19 protein-coding genes are annotated in these 17049 nt (G+C 37.5%); 17 read left to right on the plus strand and 2 right to left on the minus strand.

What is annotated here, in order from left to right; translation table 11 throughout:
• Nucleotides 1–75 precede the first annotated feature (75 nt).
• Both HNQ84_RS06495 and HNQ84_RS06500 read left to right on the plus strand, forming a co-directional pair.
• Nucleotides 76–180: a YjcZ family sporulation protein gene (locus HNQ84_RS06495; RefSeq protein ID WP_021094060.1), complete on the plus strand. Its 105-nt coding sequence runs from the start codon at nucleotides 76–78 to the stop codon at nucleotides 178–180.
• Nucleotides 181–210: 30 nt separating this feature from the next.
• The gene (locus tag HNQ84_RS06500; RefSeq protein ID WP_435621559.1) at nucleotides 211–324 is read left to right on the plus strand and encodes a YjcZ family sporulation protein; all 114 of its coding nucleotides are present in this window, start codon (nucleotides 211–213) and stop codon (nucleotides 322–324) included.
• 26 nt (nucleotides 325–350) lie between these two features.
• Here HNQ84_RS06500 and HNQ84_RS06505 read toward each other — a convergent pair whose 3' ends face one another.
• On the minus strand, nucleotides 351–1691 hold the full coding sequence (locus tag HNQ84_RS06505) for an MATE family efflux transporter (protein ID WP_435621560.1): 1341 nt from the start codon (nucleotides 1689–1691) through the stop codon (nucleotides 351–353).
• Between the two features lie 157 nt (nucleotides 1692–1848).
• On the opposite strand from HNQ84_RS06505, the gene HNQ84_RS06510 reads away from it, so the two are divergent.
• Complete coding sequence (locus HNQ84_RS06510) at nucleotides 1849–3264, plus strand: alanine/glycine:cation symporter family protein (RefSeq protein WP_435621561.1); 1416 nt, start codon at nucleotides 1849–1851, stop codon at nucleotides 3262–3264.
• 24 nt (nucleotides 3265–3288) lie between these two features.
• Here the strand turns inward: HNQ84_RS06510 and HNQ84_RS06515 are convergent, their stop codons facing one another.
• Complete coding sequence (locus HNQ84_RS06515) at nucleotides 3289–4542, minus strand: two-component system sensor histidine kinase NtrB (RefSeq protein WP_435621562.1); 1254 nt, start codon at nucleotides 4540–4542, stop codon at nucleotides 3289–3291.
• 170 nt (nucleotides 4543–4712) lie between these two features.
• Between HNQ84_RS06515 and HNQ84_RS06520 the strand changes: the two genes are divergently transcribed.
• The 14 genes from HNQ84_RS06520 (at nucleotide 4713) to HNQ84_RS06585 (ending at nucleotide 16892) form a co-directional block, all read left to right on the plus strand.
• Complete coding sequence (locus HNQ84_RS06520; RefSeq protein ID WP_435621563.1) at nucleotides 4713–4919, plus strand: YuzF family protein; 207 nt, start codon at nucleotides 4713–4715, stop codon at nucleotides 4917–4919.
• 14 nt (nucleotides 4920–4933) lie between these two features.
• The gene (locus tag HNQ84_RS06525) at nucleotides 4934–5830 is read left to right on the plus strand and encodes a manganese catalase family protein (RefSeq protein ID WP_435621564.1); all 897 of its coding nucleotides are present in this window, start codon (nucleotides 4934–4936) and stop codon (nucleotides 5828–5830) included.
• A 170-nt stretch (nucleotides 5831–6000) separates the two neighbouring features.
• Nucleotides 6001–7209 (plus strand): threonine ammonia-lyase, encoded by a 1209-nt coding sequence (gene ilvA, locus HNQ84_RS06530; protein ID WP_435621565.1) that lies wholly within the window; start codon nucleotides 6001–6003, stop codon nucleotides 7207–7209.
• Nucleotides 7210–7323: 114 nt separating this feature from the next.
• Nucleotides 7324–7527 (plus strand): hypothetical protein, encoded by a 204-nt coding sequence (locus HNQ84_RS06535; RefSeq protein ID WP_032101777.1) that lies wholly within the window; start codon nucleotides 7324–7326, stop codon nucleotides 7525–7527.
• 15 nt (nucleotides 7528–7542) lie between these two features.
• A complete protein-coding gene (locus HNQ84_RS06540) occupies nucleotides 7543–7752 on the plus strand; it encodes a DUF6501 family protein (RefSeq protein ID WP_032101776.1) in 210 nt (69 codons plus the stop codon).
• Nucleotides 7753–7853: 101 nt separating this feature from the next.
• Complete coding sequence (locus tag HNQ84_RS06545; protein ID WP_435621566.1) at nucleotides 7854–8513, plus strand: nitrous oxide reductase accessory protein NosL; 660 nt, start codon at nucleotides 7854–7856, stop codon at nucleotides 8511–8513.
• 250 nt (nucleotides 8514–8763) lie between these two features.
• A complete protein-coding gene (locus HNQ84_RS06550; protein WP_435621567.1) occupies nucleotides 8764–9336 on the plus strand; it encodes a zinc metalloprotease in 573 nt (190 codons plus the stop codon).
• A 3-nt stretch (nucleotides 9337–9339) separates the two neighbouring features.
• Complete coding sequence (locus tag HNQ84_RS06555) at nucleotides 9340–9963, plus strand: hypothetical protein (protein ID WP_183247841.1); 624 nt, start codon at nucleotides 9340–9342, stop codon at nucleotides 9961–9963.
• Between the two features lie 155 nt (nucleotides 9964–10118).
• Nucleotides 10119–10517, plus strand: coding sequence for a GntR family transcriptional regulator (locus HNQ84_RS06560; RefSeq protein ID WP_435621568.1), 399 nt, complete (start codon nucleotides 10119–10121; stop codon nucleotides 10515–10517).
• Nucleotides 10501–11400: an ABC transporter ATP-binding protein gene (locus HNQ84_RS06565; protein WP_435621569.1), complete on the plus strand. Its 900-nt coding sequence runs from the start codon at nucleotides 10501–10503 to the stop codon at nucleotides 11398–11400. Before HNQ84_RS06560 ends, HNQ84_RS06565 begins: the two co-directional genes overlap by 17 nt.
• On the plus strand, nucleotides 11375–13291 hold the full coding sequence (locus HNQ84_RS06570) for a DUF6449 domain-containing protein (RefSeq protein WP_435621570.1): 1917 nt from the start codon (nucleotides 11375–11377) through the stop codon (nucleotides 13289–13291). The genes HNQ84_RS06565 and HNQ84_RS06570 overlap by 26 nt, the downstream gene beginning before the upstream one ends.
• A gap of 99 nt (nucleotides 13292–13390) precedes the next feature.
• On the plus strand, nucleotides 13391–15856 hold the full coding sequence (locus HNQ84_RS06575; RefSeq protein ID WP_435621571.1) for a U32 family peptidase: 2466 nt from the start codon (nucleotides 13391–13393) through the stop codon (nucleotides 15854–15856).
• Between the two features lie 83 nt (nucleotides 15857–15939).
• Nucleotides 15940–16500 carry a thioredoxin family protein gene (locus tag HNQ84_RS06580; protein ID WP_435621572.1) on the plus strand — a complete coding sequence of 187 codons (561 nt, stop codon included), beginning with the start codon at nucleotides 15940–15942 and terminating at the stop codon, nucleotides 16498–16500.
• Nucleotides 16501–16691: 191 nt separating this feature from the next.
• Nucleotides 16692–16892 carry a cold-shock protein gene (locus HNQ84_RS06585; RefSeq protein WP_003398700.1) on the plus strand — a complete coding sequence of 67 codons (201 nt, stop codon included), beginning with the start codon at nucleotides 16692–16694 and terminating at the stop codon, nucleotides 16890–16892.
• The last annotated feature ends 157 nt before the right edge of the window (nucleotides 16893–17049 follow it).

A 17049-nucleotide genomic window follows, 5' to 3' on the forward strand; every position in this document is an offset into this window, starting at 1 on the left:
CCCATTTTTTTAAAAACTATAACGTTTTACTCAGCGATTGAATAGGTTGTTAGTACAAGAAGGAGGTGTCAAAAGATGAGTGGAGGACATCATCATGGCGGTGGCTTTGCGTTAATTGTTGTATTGTTTATTTTGTTAATCATTGTTGGTAGTGCTTATATTGGTGGCTGGGGATATTAATCAAACAATCAACAAAGGGGGAAATACGTTATGTACGGATATGGCTATGGATATGGTTACGGTTATCCAGTATACGGAAAAACATTCGTGCTCATCGTCGTGCTCTTTATCTTGCTTATTATCGTTGGTGCAGCTTGGTGCTAAAAGCAAGAGGGGTTTCCCTCTTGCTTTTATACATGTTTCCATTTTTGTCGCAAACGTATAAATAACAAAATGGCACCAGAAGCTAGACCTACAATCAAACCTAGCCAATATCCGAACGGTCCAGCGGTTGTATAACGTGCTAGTTTATATCCAACAGGCAAACCGACTAACCAATACGATATGAGTGCGATAAAAAATGGAAAGCGAACGTCTTTATATCCGCGTAGTGCTCCCTGAATAGGAGCGGCAACGGCATCAGAAAATTGGAAAAATAAAACATATAACAAAAATTGCTTCGTCCATTGCAACACATGTTTATCATTCGTATATAGGGAAGCGATCGTTTCACGAAATAACAATAGAGCGATAGAGGCAACAATAGCCATCGTAACGGCGAAAGCAATGCCAATCATGCAATAACGTTTTGCATGCCCCAAGCGATTGGCTCCCACTTCAAAGCCGACAATAATCGTTAAAGTGAGAGAAATGCTCAATGGAATCATGTATAAAAGTGAAGCAAAATTCATCGCTGCTTGATGGGCAGCGATTGCCGTTGTTCCGAATTCACTCATTAACAAGGTGACAGCTGAAAAAATGCTTGTCTCAAAAAAAATTGACAGTCCAATGGGTGTGCCGATCGACACTAATTGTTTCCAAGTAGAAAACGAAATGGGACTGAGTTTTTTTAGTATATTGTATGTGGAAAAAGGTTTACGAAAGCGAATGAGCAAAAATGCACATAACAATAAGCACCAATACGTTATGCTTGTAGCGTATCCTGCTCCTACTCCACCGAATGCAGGTACACCCCATCGTCCGAAAATAAATATATTATTCAATAAAATGTTTAATGGCAACGAGCATAGCGTTAACGTCATTGTAACTTTTGTTTGACCGAGAGCATCCATAAAGGATCGGAGAACGTAATAAATAAAAATTGGAACAATGCCAATACATAGTGCTTGTAAATATTGATAGGCAACGGTTTGCACACTGCTCTCAATATACATGTTTTCCAATAAAACAGGAACAAGAAAATAAATAATTGTCAACACAAAGCAGGCAAAGACGATCGCTACGTATACTGCCTGCTCAACTACTTTAGAAATATGTTTGTGTTCTTTCGCACCAAACGATTGAGAAACGATTGGGGTTAGACCCGTTAAGATCCCCCCAATTCCCGTAAATATAGCAACCCAAATGTTTGAGCCAATGGCTACACCTGCTAAATCAACAGCACTATATTTCCCAGTCATCGTCACATCAAAAAAGTTCATCATATATAAGCTTATTTGTGTGAGAAAAATCGGAAATAGTATATGTAAAAATTGTTTTATTTTCTCTTTTAACGTATATGTTTCTTTCATGGGTTCCTCCAAATGCATGCAAAAAATGTGGACAAACGATATTATAACACACCATTTTTATATATTCATAGATAACCCTCTTGCTTTTCATGTTAAGTTTTGTTACATTAAAAAAGTCGTTTTTTTATTTATTAGAACATCAGGTGAGGTGACGAATATGGAATTATTACAAACGGCTGTATCATTTTTAAACAACATATTATGGTCGTACGTTCTTATCGCTCTTTTAATTATCTTCGGTTTGTACTTTACATTCCGTACAAAATTTGTTCAATTTCGTTATTTCGGAGAAATGTTCCGTGTCATTACAGAAGGACCGGAGAAAACAGGTGGGATTTCTTCGTTACAAGCGTTTTTTATGAGTACAGCGTCTCGCGTTGGAACAGGTAACTTAGCCGGTGTAGCGTTAGCCATTTCTGTGGGCGGACCTGGTGCGGTATTTTGGATGTGGTTAATCGCTTTAATTGGCGGTGCATCAAGTTTTGTAGAGAGCACGCTTGCCCAAATTTATAAGGTTAAAGATGGAAAAAGTTATCGCGGTGGTCCGGCATATTACATTGAGCAAGGGTTGAAAAAACGTTGGTTAGGTGTATTATTTGCTATCTTAATTACGTTTTCATTTGGTCTTGTATTTAACTCTGTCCAAGCAAATACAATTACATTCGCATTTGAACATGCTTTTCAAATGGACCGGACAGTGATTGGTGTTGTACTTACAATTTTGACCGCATTTATTATTTTTGGTGGTGTGCATCGCGTGGCGAAAGCATCATCGATTATTGTACCAGTGATGGCTGGTTTATACTTATTAATTGCGTTTTATGTTGTACTTACAAATATCACCGAATTACCAGCGGTCTTTGCTTTAATTTTTAAAAACGCATTTGGTATCGAACAGGCAGTTGGTGGCGGATTCGGTGCAGCAATCATGATGGGAATTAAACGTGGATTATTCTCGAATGAGGCAGGAATGGGTAGTGCGCCAAACGCTGCAGCGACAGCAGAAGTTTCTCATCCTGTAAAACAAGGGTTAATTCAAACGTTAGGTGTATTTGTTGATACATTAGTTGTGTGTAGTGCCACGGCGTTTATGATTTTATTATCAGGCGATTACATGAAAGAAGGGCTCGATGGAATTACTTTAACGCAAACAGCGTTAAGCACACATATTGGTGAGTGGGCAAAAGGATTTGTTGCAGTAAGTGTATTTTTATTCGCATACAGCTCAATTATCGGAAACTACTATTATGGTGAAACAAATATTGAATTTATTCGTTCAAGTAAAACATCGTTGCTTATGTATCGTCTCGCTGTATTAGGAATGGTTATTTGGGGCTCTGTGTCAAGCATTCAAATCGTATGGGACTTAGCTGATTTATTCATGGCATTTATGGTAATCGTGAACTTAATTTCGATTTTCTTGCTCGGCCGAGTTGCCTTTGCTGCATTACAAGACTATATGTTGCAACGAAAACAAGGAAAAAATCCTGTATTTTACGCGCGGAATATCGGTGTAGATCATGAAGTAGAATGTTGGAAAGAAGAACAAATGAATTGGAAAAAAGAAGCGTAAAAATGAGGCTGCAATCATGCAGCCTCATTTTTTTGAATAAGCTGGTAGCTCAATAATAAAACATGAGCCGTGACCAAGTTCACTTTGCACACGCATCGATCCTTTATGAAGTTCAACAATTTTTCGCGACAAAGATAAACCAAGACCTGTTCCGGTAGTCTTTGTCGAAAAAAACGGATCAAAAACATGATGAATAATGGTCGGAGGAATTCCGGGTCCATTATCACGCACATAAATCTGAACAAGGTTATTGTGTAGTTTCGTTTCAATATTTACGCGTAATGATTTTTCTGTTTTTGCTTCAATGGCATTGCGAACTAAGTTAATGAACACTTGCAACAGCTGATTTTTATCAATGTAAACGACGTAATGTTGTAGTTTTTCATCTAGATGATAGGAAAGCTCTACATTATGGAGAAGCGCTTCACTTCTAAGTAAAAGATCTAAATCATGTTGAATGAATTCATTGATTTCAATCCATTCTGCTTTCACTTCACTTGGTTTTGCAATGTTTAAAAAGTCTGTAATAATATCATTTGCCCGATCGAGTTCAGGGATTAAAAGTTGATCAATAAGACTAACAATATGTTCAGGCAATTGTTCTTTTAAAAACTGCAAATATCCTCGCACAGTTGTTAGTGGATTTCGAATTTCGTGAGCAATTCCTGCAGCAATTCGCCCAGCAATCGCCAGCTTCTCTGCTTCTTTCATTTGATTTAGTGATTGAAACATACTAATGACACGTTTAATCGATCCATCTTCGTTATATAAAATGCGCGTATTAATGATTCCGTAATATCGATCAAGCACTTCGCAATTGTAAAGAGGTTGTTTTGTCCGCAACGTTTTTAACGTCATAATTTGCTCGTCTGGAATGTTTAGTAATTCCCGAATATGTTTGCCTATGATCTTATCCCGATTGACGCCAACATCGTTCGCGGCTTGCAAGTTACATAACGTAATGATCCCTTCAGCGTCAACAAAAACGATATGGTGAGAAACAAGATCAAAAATAGGAGCTAAAAATTGTTCCACTTGTTCAAACGGATAATCTTTTTGTAAATCAATATTCCATTTTAGAATCGGAGTTTGATTGTTATCCTTTTCTATTGTTTCAATTGTTGGAGAAAGTACATTTCTTTCCTTTTTCATTACTTTTCCAAGTGCATAATCGATGTATGAAAACGGAAAGTTAACGTGTTCAACAAAACGTTTATACAATGTGAGTTCTTCCTCAAGCTCATTTATTTTTTGTTTTAGTTTTTCATAACTTTCCATACTTTTAACTCCTCATTTTCACTATTCCTATGTTGAAGTTTAACGCAAAATAAATAAGTCGGCTAGTATGTAAAAAAAATTTTTATAAAACTATGTTCTAAATGAAAAATGTGATAAACCGAAATATAAATGAATAAGATGAGAAAGAAAAATAAGAAAGGGGAGAGAGAATGACACCTCAGTTTATGGCTTTCATTGACCCTTATGTTTATCAGACGTTGCAAACGATTAGGGGAAAAGAAATAGTGATTGAAACAGTGCGCGGAAATGTGCAAGGTACACTCCAAGACGTGAAGCCTGATCATATTGTGTTAAAAAGTAACGACACCCTCTTTTTTGTGCGTATACAACAAATCGTTTGGATTATGCCGAAATAAAAGGGGGAGACTAGATGTTTACGAGAATAAATAAACTACAAATTGAGCTGCCGAAATCCACATACGCAGATGCAAAGGCAGCAGCAGCAGTCCAAGAGTTGCTCGGTGGAAAATTCGGAGAAATGTCAACGTTAAACAATTATTTATTTCAGTCATTTAACTTTCGTGAAAAGAAAAAACTAAAGCCTTTTTACGACTTAGTTGCGAGTATTACAGCAGAAGAATTAGGTCATGTAGAACTTGTAACAGCGGCCATTAATTTATGTCTAACCGGCACGACATATGAAGGAGCACCAGACGTTACACCAATGCAAAGTGGGGTAGATCAACGAAATACGTATCATTTTATCGCTACGGCGCAAACAGCGTTGCCTGGAGATTCAATGGGAAAATCATGGTCAGGGGATTACGTTTTCAATAGTGGAAACTTAGTGTTAGACTTGCTACACAATTTTTTCCTCGAGTGTGGTGCACGCACACATAAAATGCGTGTATATGAGATGACGGATCATCCTGTTGCGCGAGAAATGATTGGTTATTTACTCGTACGAGGAGGGGTTCATATTATGGCATATGCCAAAGCTCTTCAAATTGTTACAGGGGTTGATATGACAAAAATGTTACCAATCCCTAATTTAAGTAACGATAAGTTTGATGCAGCAAGAAAATATGAAGCGCAAGGATGGCACCGAAGATTGTATACATTTAGCCAACATGATTATGAAGATGTCAAACAAATTTGGAAAGGTACGCATCCGCTTGATGGAGGACAGCTTGAAGTTATTCAAGGTACGCCAGCAGGTGGCCCAATTCCAGATTTAGAAGCTGTTGAGGAAACCTTTGCCCCAGGTATTTCATACGAAGATTTTCTTGAAATCGCGAAACGTCTGCAACGATCTGCCGGATTGTAATAAATTGTAATAAGCTGTGCCGAGGGCATAGCTTTTTCTTTTGCACATTTTAATTAATTAAACTATGTTCTAAATAATCAATGTAAACAAAAAGAAAAAAACAATCAACAATTGATTGCTTAATTAAAAATAACATATAATAAAGAAGACACAAAGGAGGATGAAAACTATTGGTCTCGCTACAACATATTGAAGAAGCTTATCAACGAATGAAAACCGTTGTTCATAAAACTCCTCTTGAATTTTCTCAAACATTTAGCCGTTTATCGAATAATCGAGTATACATGAAATTAGAAAATTTACAGAAAACAGGTTCATTCAAAGTACGGGGATCATATAACAAAATTATGTCATTAAGTGATAAAGAAAAAAGCCGAGGAGTCATTGCAGCTTCCGCAGGAAATCATGCTCAAGGAGTCGCTTATTCAAGCAGTATGATCGGTATCCCATGCACAATTGTTATGCCTAAGGGAGCACCATTAAGTAAAATTCAGGCGACACAAAGTTATGGTGCAAACGTCATTTTACACGGAGACGTATTTGATGAATCGTTGGAATACGCTCGAAAGTTGCAGCAAAAAACAGGAGCAACGTTTGTTCATCCCTTTGACGATCCAGCTGTTATCGCTGGGCAAGGTACAATTGGACTAGAATTATTTGAACAGCTAGATGATATTGATGCAGTCATTTGTCCAGTTGGAGGAGGCGGTTTGCTCGCTGGTATAGCAATTGCGATGAAACAGAAAAAACCATCTGTCCGTGTATACGGCGTTGAATCGACTGCTTGCGCGAGCACGACAGCAGCGAAACAACATAATCAGCCAGTTATGATTAATCCATTAAATACAATCGCGGATGGCATCGCTGTTAAGCGAATTGGGGATTTAACTTTTTCATACATACAAAAATATGTCGACGATATTGTTTGTGTTGAAGAAACCGATATTTCACGAACGATGTTATATTTACTCGAACGAAATAAATTACTTGTTGAAGGTTCGGCGGCTTGCTCACTAGCGGCTTTATTGTATAAAAAAATTCCACTTGAAGGAAAAAATATCGTCGCAATTTTAAGCGGTGGGAATGTCGATGTCACACTTATTTCACGTATCATTGAACGAGGACTTGTTGAGTCAGGACGCTTTGTTACATTTGCGACAATTATTTCCGATAAACCAGGGCAACTCAATAAGTTGTTGCGCATTATCGCCGATTTAGAAGCCAATGTCATGTCCATTGATCATCAACGAATGGGCACAAACGTTCTTCCAGGACAAGCAGAAGTTCGATTCTCTCTTGAAACAAAAAATAGGGAGCATATTAATCAAATTCAACATGTGTTAATCGAATCTGGTTACACCATTCGCCGCCTTGACTAAAAATGTGAATCGTCTATCTTTTTTCTCTCCACGTAAAACAATGCTTTCAAACTAACATATTTTCTACTATTATTAAATTAAATAAACGCTTGATTTAAAGGTGGGGAGAACAAAATGAAACGAATGGAATTTTTTATCGTTCCGCATCCGAGAGGAACCGTGCGAGTAGACGTATACAAAAAAAATGGATCATACGAAGCACATGCAAAGTTTAAAGATGTGGCTACAGCACAAGCGAGCGGAAACGATAAACATTTAGCAGTATTGCAAGCGCTACATGAGCTCGCTAAATTTTTAAATAAATATAAAGGTTCTTGAAGGAGGAAATCGCTGATGATTCATTTGAATTGGCATGAGCGTCCAACAATTAAAATAGTTGTATGCAACCATACGAATGCAGAAAAATACATCGTACATAACGTATTAACACCAGGCAAAGAGTATGAAGTAAAAAACGAAACAGATGATTTTTATTTTATTATCGATAACCGTGGCAAAGTTGGCGGATATTATAAGCATTATTTCACAGAAAAAGCGGTATAATGCCGCTTTTTTCATTTTTTACACAACCTTTTCAAATAAATTTCACAAATGTGTATTATACTTGCTTACGGATTGAATGAAAATGAGGGGGATCGTTAGTCATGAAAAAATGGATCATACTATTGATTGGCGCACTTATCTTTGCATTAGCAGGGTGCAACAACAATGAAACAGGGGATAAGCAAGAAGAGACAAAACAAACTGAACAAAACAAGAAGACAGAGCAAACAAAACAAGAAGATGCGTTTGCGAAAGCAATGATGGCTGAGCCAGATGAAAACACCATGTGCGCATTTTGTAATATGAAAGTATATCCAAAAGAGGATGAACTCGGCAAATTTACAGCGAAATCAGCGACGGAAAACGGTGACGTATTGTTTTTTGATGACATCGGGTGTTTATTTAACTATGAACGAGATCACAGTGAAGCTACAAAAAAATATGTACGTGATTACAATACATTAGAATGGATTGAATTACAAAACGCGACAGTGGTGAAAGCAGATATTAAAACACCGATGAACTACGGATATGCGTTTTTTGCAAAGAAAGAAGATGCTGATAAATTTATAAGTGAACAACCGAATGCAATGATTGTATCATGGGACGATGTTGATAAAGTCGCTCACGAACGTTATATGAAAAAGAAACAAATGATGCAAAATAAAAACGATGGACAAGGTCACGGTCATGGCGACAATATGCAACAAGATGGTCATCAAGATGGAAATATGAACAACGATGGACATAGCCATAATTAAAAGCTGCCTTTTGGGCGGCTTTTTAATTTTTTGAAAACTACAATTAACGTATTGTTAGATATAAATCAGAAATATATACATTGAAATGAAATGGTGCTTAATGAGTATAGGATTCCCAAGAATAACATTTCGCCATTATTCTATGCTTCTTCGCTTGTGACGAAATATTTTTGTAAAAAAGAAGGGGATGAAGAGGATCGATGGAGAATGATATCCATGAAATTAACATTTTATAGAAAGGAATGAAATTATGAAAGTCAAAAGAATTTTATTACTTATTCTCGCGCTAGCTTTTATACTACCAACCATCTTAGTTAACGCCCACTCAGATCATTATAATCCTAATGGATATACTGGGGCACAAAACCTTAAGTATTGGCGTGATGCTAGTGTTTCCAGTGCAGGTTACCATAATCGTGCAGACACCGCATATGCAACTTGGAATAACATTTCTTCAAAGGTTGCTATTTCACAAGTCACTTCTGAGCCTACATATTATAGCATTGTTGTTTATGCAGGAACTATCTCAGGCTCAACCGTTTATGCTACCGCAGATTATTGGACGTATGGCTTTTTCGGATGGCGCCAAGTAAATCCGGAGGATGCAAGGGATCGTTCAAGAATTCGACTCAATACACCTCAAATGAACACACTAACTTCTGCTGAATCAACTGACGTTATTATTCACGAATTTGGACACGCACTAAGCTTGAGACATAATGACAATTCAGGTGCCTCTGTAATGAAGGAGTATGAACTAACAACATACGGATCCCCTCAACAGACGGATAAAGACCATCTAAAACAAAAATGGGGAAATTAATAGATGAAAGGAGATATTACGAATATGAAAAAAAATAAGATTATCATTGTTTCAATAGCACTGTTAGGTTTTATTTCTCTCGGCTCAAGTCTATGGTATATGTCGGCTGATAAAAAAGTAAGTTTATCAACTATTGATGCTAAACAAGTATCCTTTAACACAGTAGATGAAATGATTACCTTTTCTCAACTTGTTGTTACTGGAAAACCAATTGAAAGTGAGAACTTCGTAACATTCGATGAGAGAGGGTTTACAGTAGATGCGTATACAATTACTCAGTTTAAAATAAATAAGGTCCTTGAAAATAGAACTACTCACGATTATAAAGCTGGGGATATTATCAAGGTAGCTGAACCAAGCTACGTTTACGATAATGGTATTATGCCTGGAAAGACTAAATTTTCAATTAATAACTACCGAAACATGGATAAAAACCATAGCTACATGCTGCTTCTTGTGCCTGATTTGAAATACGATGATCTGTATGTAATTTCTGGTGTCAATGAGGGTAAACACAACATTGATATTCCTGGTAATGATGGCGAAAAAGTTGGCGTGCCTCAAGAAGCAAAGAATTATAAATTTAAAGAGGAATTAATGAAAAAATTTAATTTAAAGTCATTCTGAATAAACACTCAGGTTAGTTAGAAGCACTCGGTCTGTTCTTTTGAGCCGAGTGCTTTATTCAATTTCAAAAAATATTTATGACTATTTACAACAACCGTATTATTTAATATAATACAGTTATTACAGTTAGTACAGAAAAGAAAGGGGGGGGCGATGTGTTTGATCTTGATTTGCGGAGCCGAAAACCGATTTATGAACAACTGATCGAAAAAATGAAGGAAATGATTATTCACGATGTGCTGAAACCGAATGAGCAACTGCCATCTGTTCGTTTGCTCGCTAAACAGTTAACCATTAATCCAAATACCATTCAAAAGGCATATCGAGAGTTAGAAAGAGAAGGGTATATTTACTCTATTCCGGGTAAAGGAAGTTTCGTCGCCAACAAAAAAGAGGCTATTTACGATGAAAAAGTCAAACAACTAGAGGAAAATATACTTAAACTATGTCAGGAAGCATTTTATATCGGGATAAAAAAGGAGCAAATCTTTTCGATTGTTGAACGCGCCGAACGTGCGATACGAGGAGGAGAGGAACATGATTCAAATTCATGATGTAAGCAAACGATTTGGAGAGTTCGAGGCGATTAAAGACGTAACATTTTTCGTTCCAAAAGGATCAATTTATGGGTTACTTGGATCAAATGGTGCCGGAAAAACAACACTTATGAAGATGATGGCAGGGATTTACAAACAAAACAAAGGAACGATTACTATTGATGGTGAACCGGTTTTTGAAAACATTAAACAAAAAGAGCGAATGATTTTTTTACCTGACGCACTTTATTTTTTTCCACACACCACTATCCGACAAATGGCCGATTTTTATCGTCATATATATCCGAAATGGAACGAAGAACGTTTTTACAAAATGCAAGAGCTATTTCCAATTAACATGAATCAGAAAATACATCGGATGTCCAAAGGGATGCAACGCCAAGTCGCATTTTGGTTAACATTTTCAGCAATGCCTGATGTGCTTATTTTAGATGAGCCTCTTGACGGGCTAGATGCTGTGATGAGGCAAAAAGTGAAGAACATTTTATTTCAAGACGTAGCAGAACGAGAAATGACCGTTGTTATTTCCTCACACAACTTATTTGAAGTAGAAGATTTATGTGACCGTATTGGCATTTTGCATAATGGCTCAATCATTATTGAAAAAGAACTAGATAACTTGAAAACAAACATTCATAAAGTACAAGTGGCGTTTCACGGACAAACTCCCTCTTCTTTCCTTAAACAGATGGATGTTGTTTATCAAGAATATCGCGGTAGCGTCTTACTTTGTATCGTCCGAGGAAAAGAGGAACAAATCATTGCGCATATTCAAAAACATGAGCCAATTTTATTTGACCTATTGCCGCTAACATTAGAAGAAATTTTTATTTATGAAATGGGGGAAAAGGGGTATGACATTGAAAACATTCTTGTTTAATCGTGGGATCTTCAATCAAATTGTTCGTAACGTTGGATGGGTGGCACTTGTTTATTTCGTTGGCCTTCTTTTTGCATTGCCTATTCATATTTTTATGATGGCTGAAAATAAAAATTGGCTTATGTATCATCAAACTGGCCGCATATTTGATATTGGAAGCATAATTCAGTTTCCTCTTATGTTTACACTTCCAATTTTGCTCGCTATTTTTTTATTTCGTTATATGCAAGTGAAATTGTCTGCGGATTACATGCATAGTCTGCCACTCCAGCGAGAAGCGCTTTTTTTTCAGCATATCATTGTTGGGATGGTCGTTCTTATCGTACCCATTGCAATAATAGCGGGATGTTTAATACTAATAAAGCCGTTTCTTCCTATTTCGTTGTATTCATTTAAACATGTAGCTATTTGGTTTGCGGGTACAGTAGCAATGAACATATTGTTATTTTCTGGGGCTGTATTTGTTGGAATGCTTACAGGTATGTCCGTGTTACAAGGTGTGTTTGCTTACGTTCTCTTTTTCTTCCCAGCAGGCATATTCATTTTACTTATGTTTAATTTGAAATATTTTTTATACGGTTTTGCATATGAATATTATTTATCCTATAGCATGAACGAGATTGTGCCTTTTATCCGATCTTTAAACTGGGAAACAAGACGAATCCAACCGCTTGAAATATTCATATATATTGTTCTCACTTTTATATTTTATGTATTAAGTTTGTGGCTATACAAAAAACGTCATGTGGAAACAGCGACAGATGCAATTGCCTTTCGCCCGCTCCGCCCAGTGTTTACATACGGTTTTACATTTTGTGTCATGCTTGTCGGTGGAGCTTATTTTGGTGAAATGCAACAACGGATGGGATGGATCATCTTTGGCTACGTATTTTCTTCATTGTTAGGTTATGTTATTGCCCGTATGATTTTAGAAAAAACATGGCGTGTATTCACAGGTTGGAAAGAATATGTTGGATATACGATTTTTATCATTGTTGTCGGCTTGATGTTTACGTCTGATCTATTTGGTTACGAGTCACGCCAACCTTCACTCGATGAAGTGAAGCGTGCCTACTTTGGCGACCATATATACTATTTCGAAAATGATACGGAAAGTGAGGAAAACGCATTTTTTTACGAAAAAGAAAATATTGAACACATTTATTTATTTCATCAACAACTTATTGAGCAACGAACATATACAGATACAGAAAACGATATACGTCACGTTGTGATTGGTTACGACTTAAAGAATGGAGACCGAATCGTTCGACAATATACCGTTCCATTAAATATATACAATCAATTTTACGCGCCAATTTTTAATTCACTTGAATTCAAAAAAAATCATTATCCAATTTTGCGCACAAATCATTTTAAAAATGTTTTACAAATCAAAATTGGTTCAGAAGATAAATTCGTTCGGTTACAAGATCGTGCAGACATTGAATCGTTTTTAACGATCTTACAGCAACAACTTTTAAATGAAACGTTTGATGGGGAAATAATAGGGTATCGAAGTTGGGGAACGATTAGCATAGTATATGAAAAATACCGCGAGGATAGCGTTGAATGGAAAAAATCGTACCATCTTATTGAACAGTGGCTACAAAATCGCGGTTTATTGCAACAAGCGAGAGTAACAGCTAATGATATCGCGGAAGTGAAAATTATAAGAAATATAAAACAAGTCCCGATATATGATTGGACACCAGAAATGATTGAGCGTGAAAAAGAAAAAATAATCGTTCATGATAAAAAGAAAATTGAACAATGTTTACAAATGGCTGATGGAAGAGGAGGGGATTATATTGTAGGTATTTACTATAAAAATGGTCATATTGACATACAGTCATTTTCCAAACATCTCGTCCCTCCATTTGTTGATTAAAAGGCCTGTGTATTCAGGTCTTTTTCTTTGTTGGCAAATAGGGGGGATATTCGGTAATATATTGTTGTTCATGATAAAAAATAGAGAGGTTGACTAGTTGTGAGACGAATTGAATTATTAGCACCAGCCGGAGATTGGGATTGTCTTCGTGCCGCTGTTGCAAACGGTGCAGATGCCATTTATTTTGGTGTCGATAAATATAATGCGCGTGTACGGGCAAAAAATTTTCGCATGGAAGAATTAAAGGATGTCATGGCTTATTTGCATAAATACAATGTTCGCGGATATGTCACTTTTAATATTTTAGTTTTTGAAAATGAACTAGAAGAAGCAAAACAGTTAGTTGAAGCATGTATAGATGCAGGAGTAGATGCGCTCATCGTACAAGATTTAGGACTTGTTCAACTCATTCGTGATATGTCGCCTGATTTTCCGATTCATGGATCGACGCAAATGACCATCACATCTCCAGAAGCGGTTGAATTTTTAAAGCCGTATCATTTAGAAGTCATGGTACTCGGTCGGGAAAATAATTTAACACACATTCAAAAAATTGCCGAGAAAACGAACGTACCGTTGGAAGTGTTCGTTCACGGAGCGCTTTGCGTATCATATTCCGGACAATGTTTAACATCAGAAATGTGGGGAGGACGTTCCGCCAATCGTGGCGAGTGCGCTCAAGCCTGTCGTCTCCCATACGATTTAATTGTTGATGGCGAACAAAAAGAAATGGGGAACGTTGCTTATTTACTTTCACCGAAAGATTTAGCAGCCCTTGATCTCGTTCCAGAGCTTATTGAGGCGGGAGTTAGCACATTTAAAATTGAAGGTCGATTAAAATCACCAGAATATGTAGCTAATGTTGTTAGTAAATATCGAAAAGCTATTGATGAATATTTAGCGGGGCGGCATTATACCCCTTCGAAAGAAGAGATACGCGAACTTCAGCAAAGTTTTAGTCGTGGATTTACACATGGATTTTTAAAAGGAACGAACAATAAACAGCTTGTTGATGGAACGTTCCCAAAGAGTCGTGGCGTATTTCTTGGAACGGTCAAAAAAGTATTAAAAGATGGTGTTTTATGTGAGTTGCAAGCTCCGCTAAAACGTGGAGACGGAATTGTATTTGATGCAGGACGCCCAGAAGAAAAAGAAGAAGGCGGTCGCGTGTATGACTTACGAAAACACGGAAAAAAAGTCGAGGGTGAAGTCGAAAAAGGTGTCGTTGAAATTATCCCTGGCCGACATGACATCAATTTAACACGTATACATGTCGGAGATCGCATTTGGAAAACGAGCGATCAAGAACTTGAACGTCGCTTGCGCAAAACGTTTGAAACCGAGCGACCATATCAGTTGTTTCCGCTAACTGTGCGTGTGTACGGTGAAGCAGGAAAACCGCTCATTTCAACATGGCGCGATGAAACGACAGGAAATGAAGTAACTGTTCAATCTGAGCAGTTGTTAGATGTTGCTCAAAAACGACCGTTAACACTAGAATTTATAAAAGAACAATTTGGGAGATTAGGCGGAACAATTTTTGAACTAAAAGATGTTCACATGCATATTACAGGTAATGTGATTCTTCCTGTTAAAGAATTAAACCGAATGAGAAGACAAGCTGTTGAACAACTCATTCAACAACGGCAACGTCCACGGGTATATATGAAACGAGCAGTTGATTTGGCATCTCCTTATCGACAAAAACAACGAGCAGAGAATCCTTCTTTAATGGCGCTTTGCCGTACGCTTGAACAAGTCGAAGCGGCATGTGATACGGATGTAGAAATGGTGTATGCGGATTTCGAATTTACAACCGATTATCCGAAAGCTGTACAGATGGCACGAGCTGCAAATAAGCCAATTGCTTTAGCCACTCCGCGCATTCATATGCCTGGAGAAAATGGAATTTTGAGAGGAATTTTAAAAGCCGAGCCAGATGCCATTTTAGTGCGTAGTTTAGGAGCGGTACAATATTATACGAGTCAATTAGTTGAGCAAACGTTAATTGGTGATTTTTCACTTAATGTTTCAAACCATCTGGCTACGCAATTGTTTTTATCGCGAGGGCTTGATCGTATTACCCCTTCATACGATTTAAACATCCAACAAATGATGGATTTACTTGAAGCGGCACCAACCGAACATATTGAAATTGTTATTCATCAACACTTGCCGATGTTCCATACTGAGCATTGTGTATATTGTACATTTTTAAGTGAAGGAACCGATTTCACAAACTGTGGACGTCCGTGTGAAAAACATCGGGTATCCTTACGCGATCGCATCGGTATGCTTCATCCTGTTCGTGTCGATATCGGCTGCCGCAATACGGTATACAATGCGATCGAGCAATCTGGTGCCGAATACATTCCGAACTTTTTATCGCTTGGTGTCCGTTCATATCGTATTGAGTTTTTGGAAGAGTCGCCGAAAAAAGTAGGAGAAGTCGTCAGTTTATATCGTGAAGCACTTGAGGGCAAACGAAGCGGCACAAGCGTATGGCGTACACTAAAAGCCATTAATCAACTTGGCGTCACGCGGGGACAGCTAATCAAAAAATAAGCGGGCTTAGGACTCGCTTATTTTTTGATATGTGTACATTTTGCTATAATAGTAAATGAATGAAAAGAGAAAGGGTGATTTCTATGCCAGCTGTTGAATCAAATATGTTTCCGTTAGGGGAAAAAGCGCCATCGTTTGAGCTTGTTAACGTCATCAACGGACAAACCGTTCGTCTGGAAGATGTCAAATCGGATATTGCGACGGTAATTATGTTTATTTGCAACCATTGCCCATTTGTAAAACATGTTCAAGAAGAACTTGTTCGTTTAGCTAATGATTATCAACCAAAAGGAGTTTCGTTTATTGCGATCAATTCGAACGATATTGAAAAATACCCAGATGATTCCCCTGAAAAAATGAAAGAGGTAGCTGAACAGTTTGGATACCCGTTTCCGTATTTATTTGACGAGACACAAGAAGTAGCGAAAGCATATCAAGCTGCATGTACACCGGATTTCTACATATTTAATGGTGAACTACAATGTGTTTACCGTGGTCAACTCGATGATTCTCGACCAAGTAACGGAATCCCGGTTACAGGTTCTTCGATTCGATCAGCTTTAGACGCATTGCTATTAGATAAACCTGTTCCGAAAGAACAAAAGCCAAGCATCGGTTGCAGTATCAAATGGAAAGAAAAATAAAAAAAAACATTTGACTTTTTGTTTTTAAGCCTATATACTTAAGAAGTACCATTTCGTTCGTTATATCAATGATCGTTATAAGTTGCACCTTTGTCGGGTTCATCTTATAAGGACTTGACAGAAGTGTAGCTTTTGTTTTATGAGTAATGAAACGGTGGTCAATTTTTAAAATTGTTTTGGAGGAATTTCACATGAACACAGGTAAAGTAAAATGGTTTAACGCAGAAAAAGGTTTTGGATTCATTGAGACGGACGGAGGTACAGACGTATTCGTTCACTTCACAGCGATCCAAGGTACTGGATTCAAAACGTTGGAAGAAGGCGAAAAAGTAACATTTGACATCGTGAATGGTAACCGTGGGCCGCAAGCGGCAAACGTCCAAAAAGCATAAATAGTCAAACGTACGGGATCTCGCTTTTCGTGAGATCCCGTTTTTATATGCAACAAAACAAATTCTCACTGGCACAGCTTCGGAGCTGTAAGGACGGAAGAGAGGTAGGGTTTCCGTCGTTTTTGTTTGTTCGGACACGCTTCCTATGAGCGTGTCC

The organism is Anoxybacillus eryuanensis, from assembly GCF_051200995.1.
Lineage (GTDB): Bacteria > Bacillota > Bacilli > Bacillales > Anoxybacillaceae > Anoxybacillus > Anoxybacillus tengchongensis.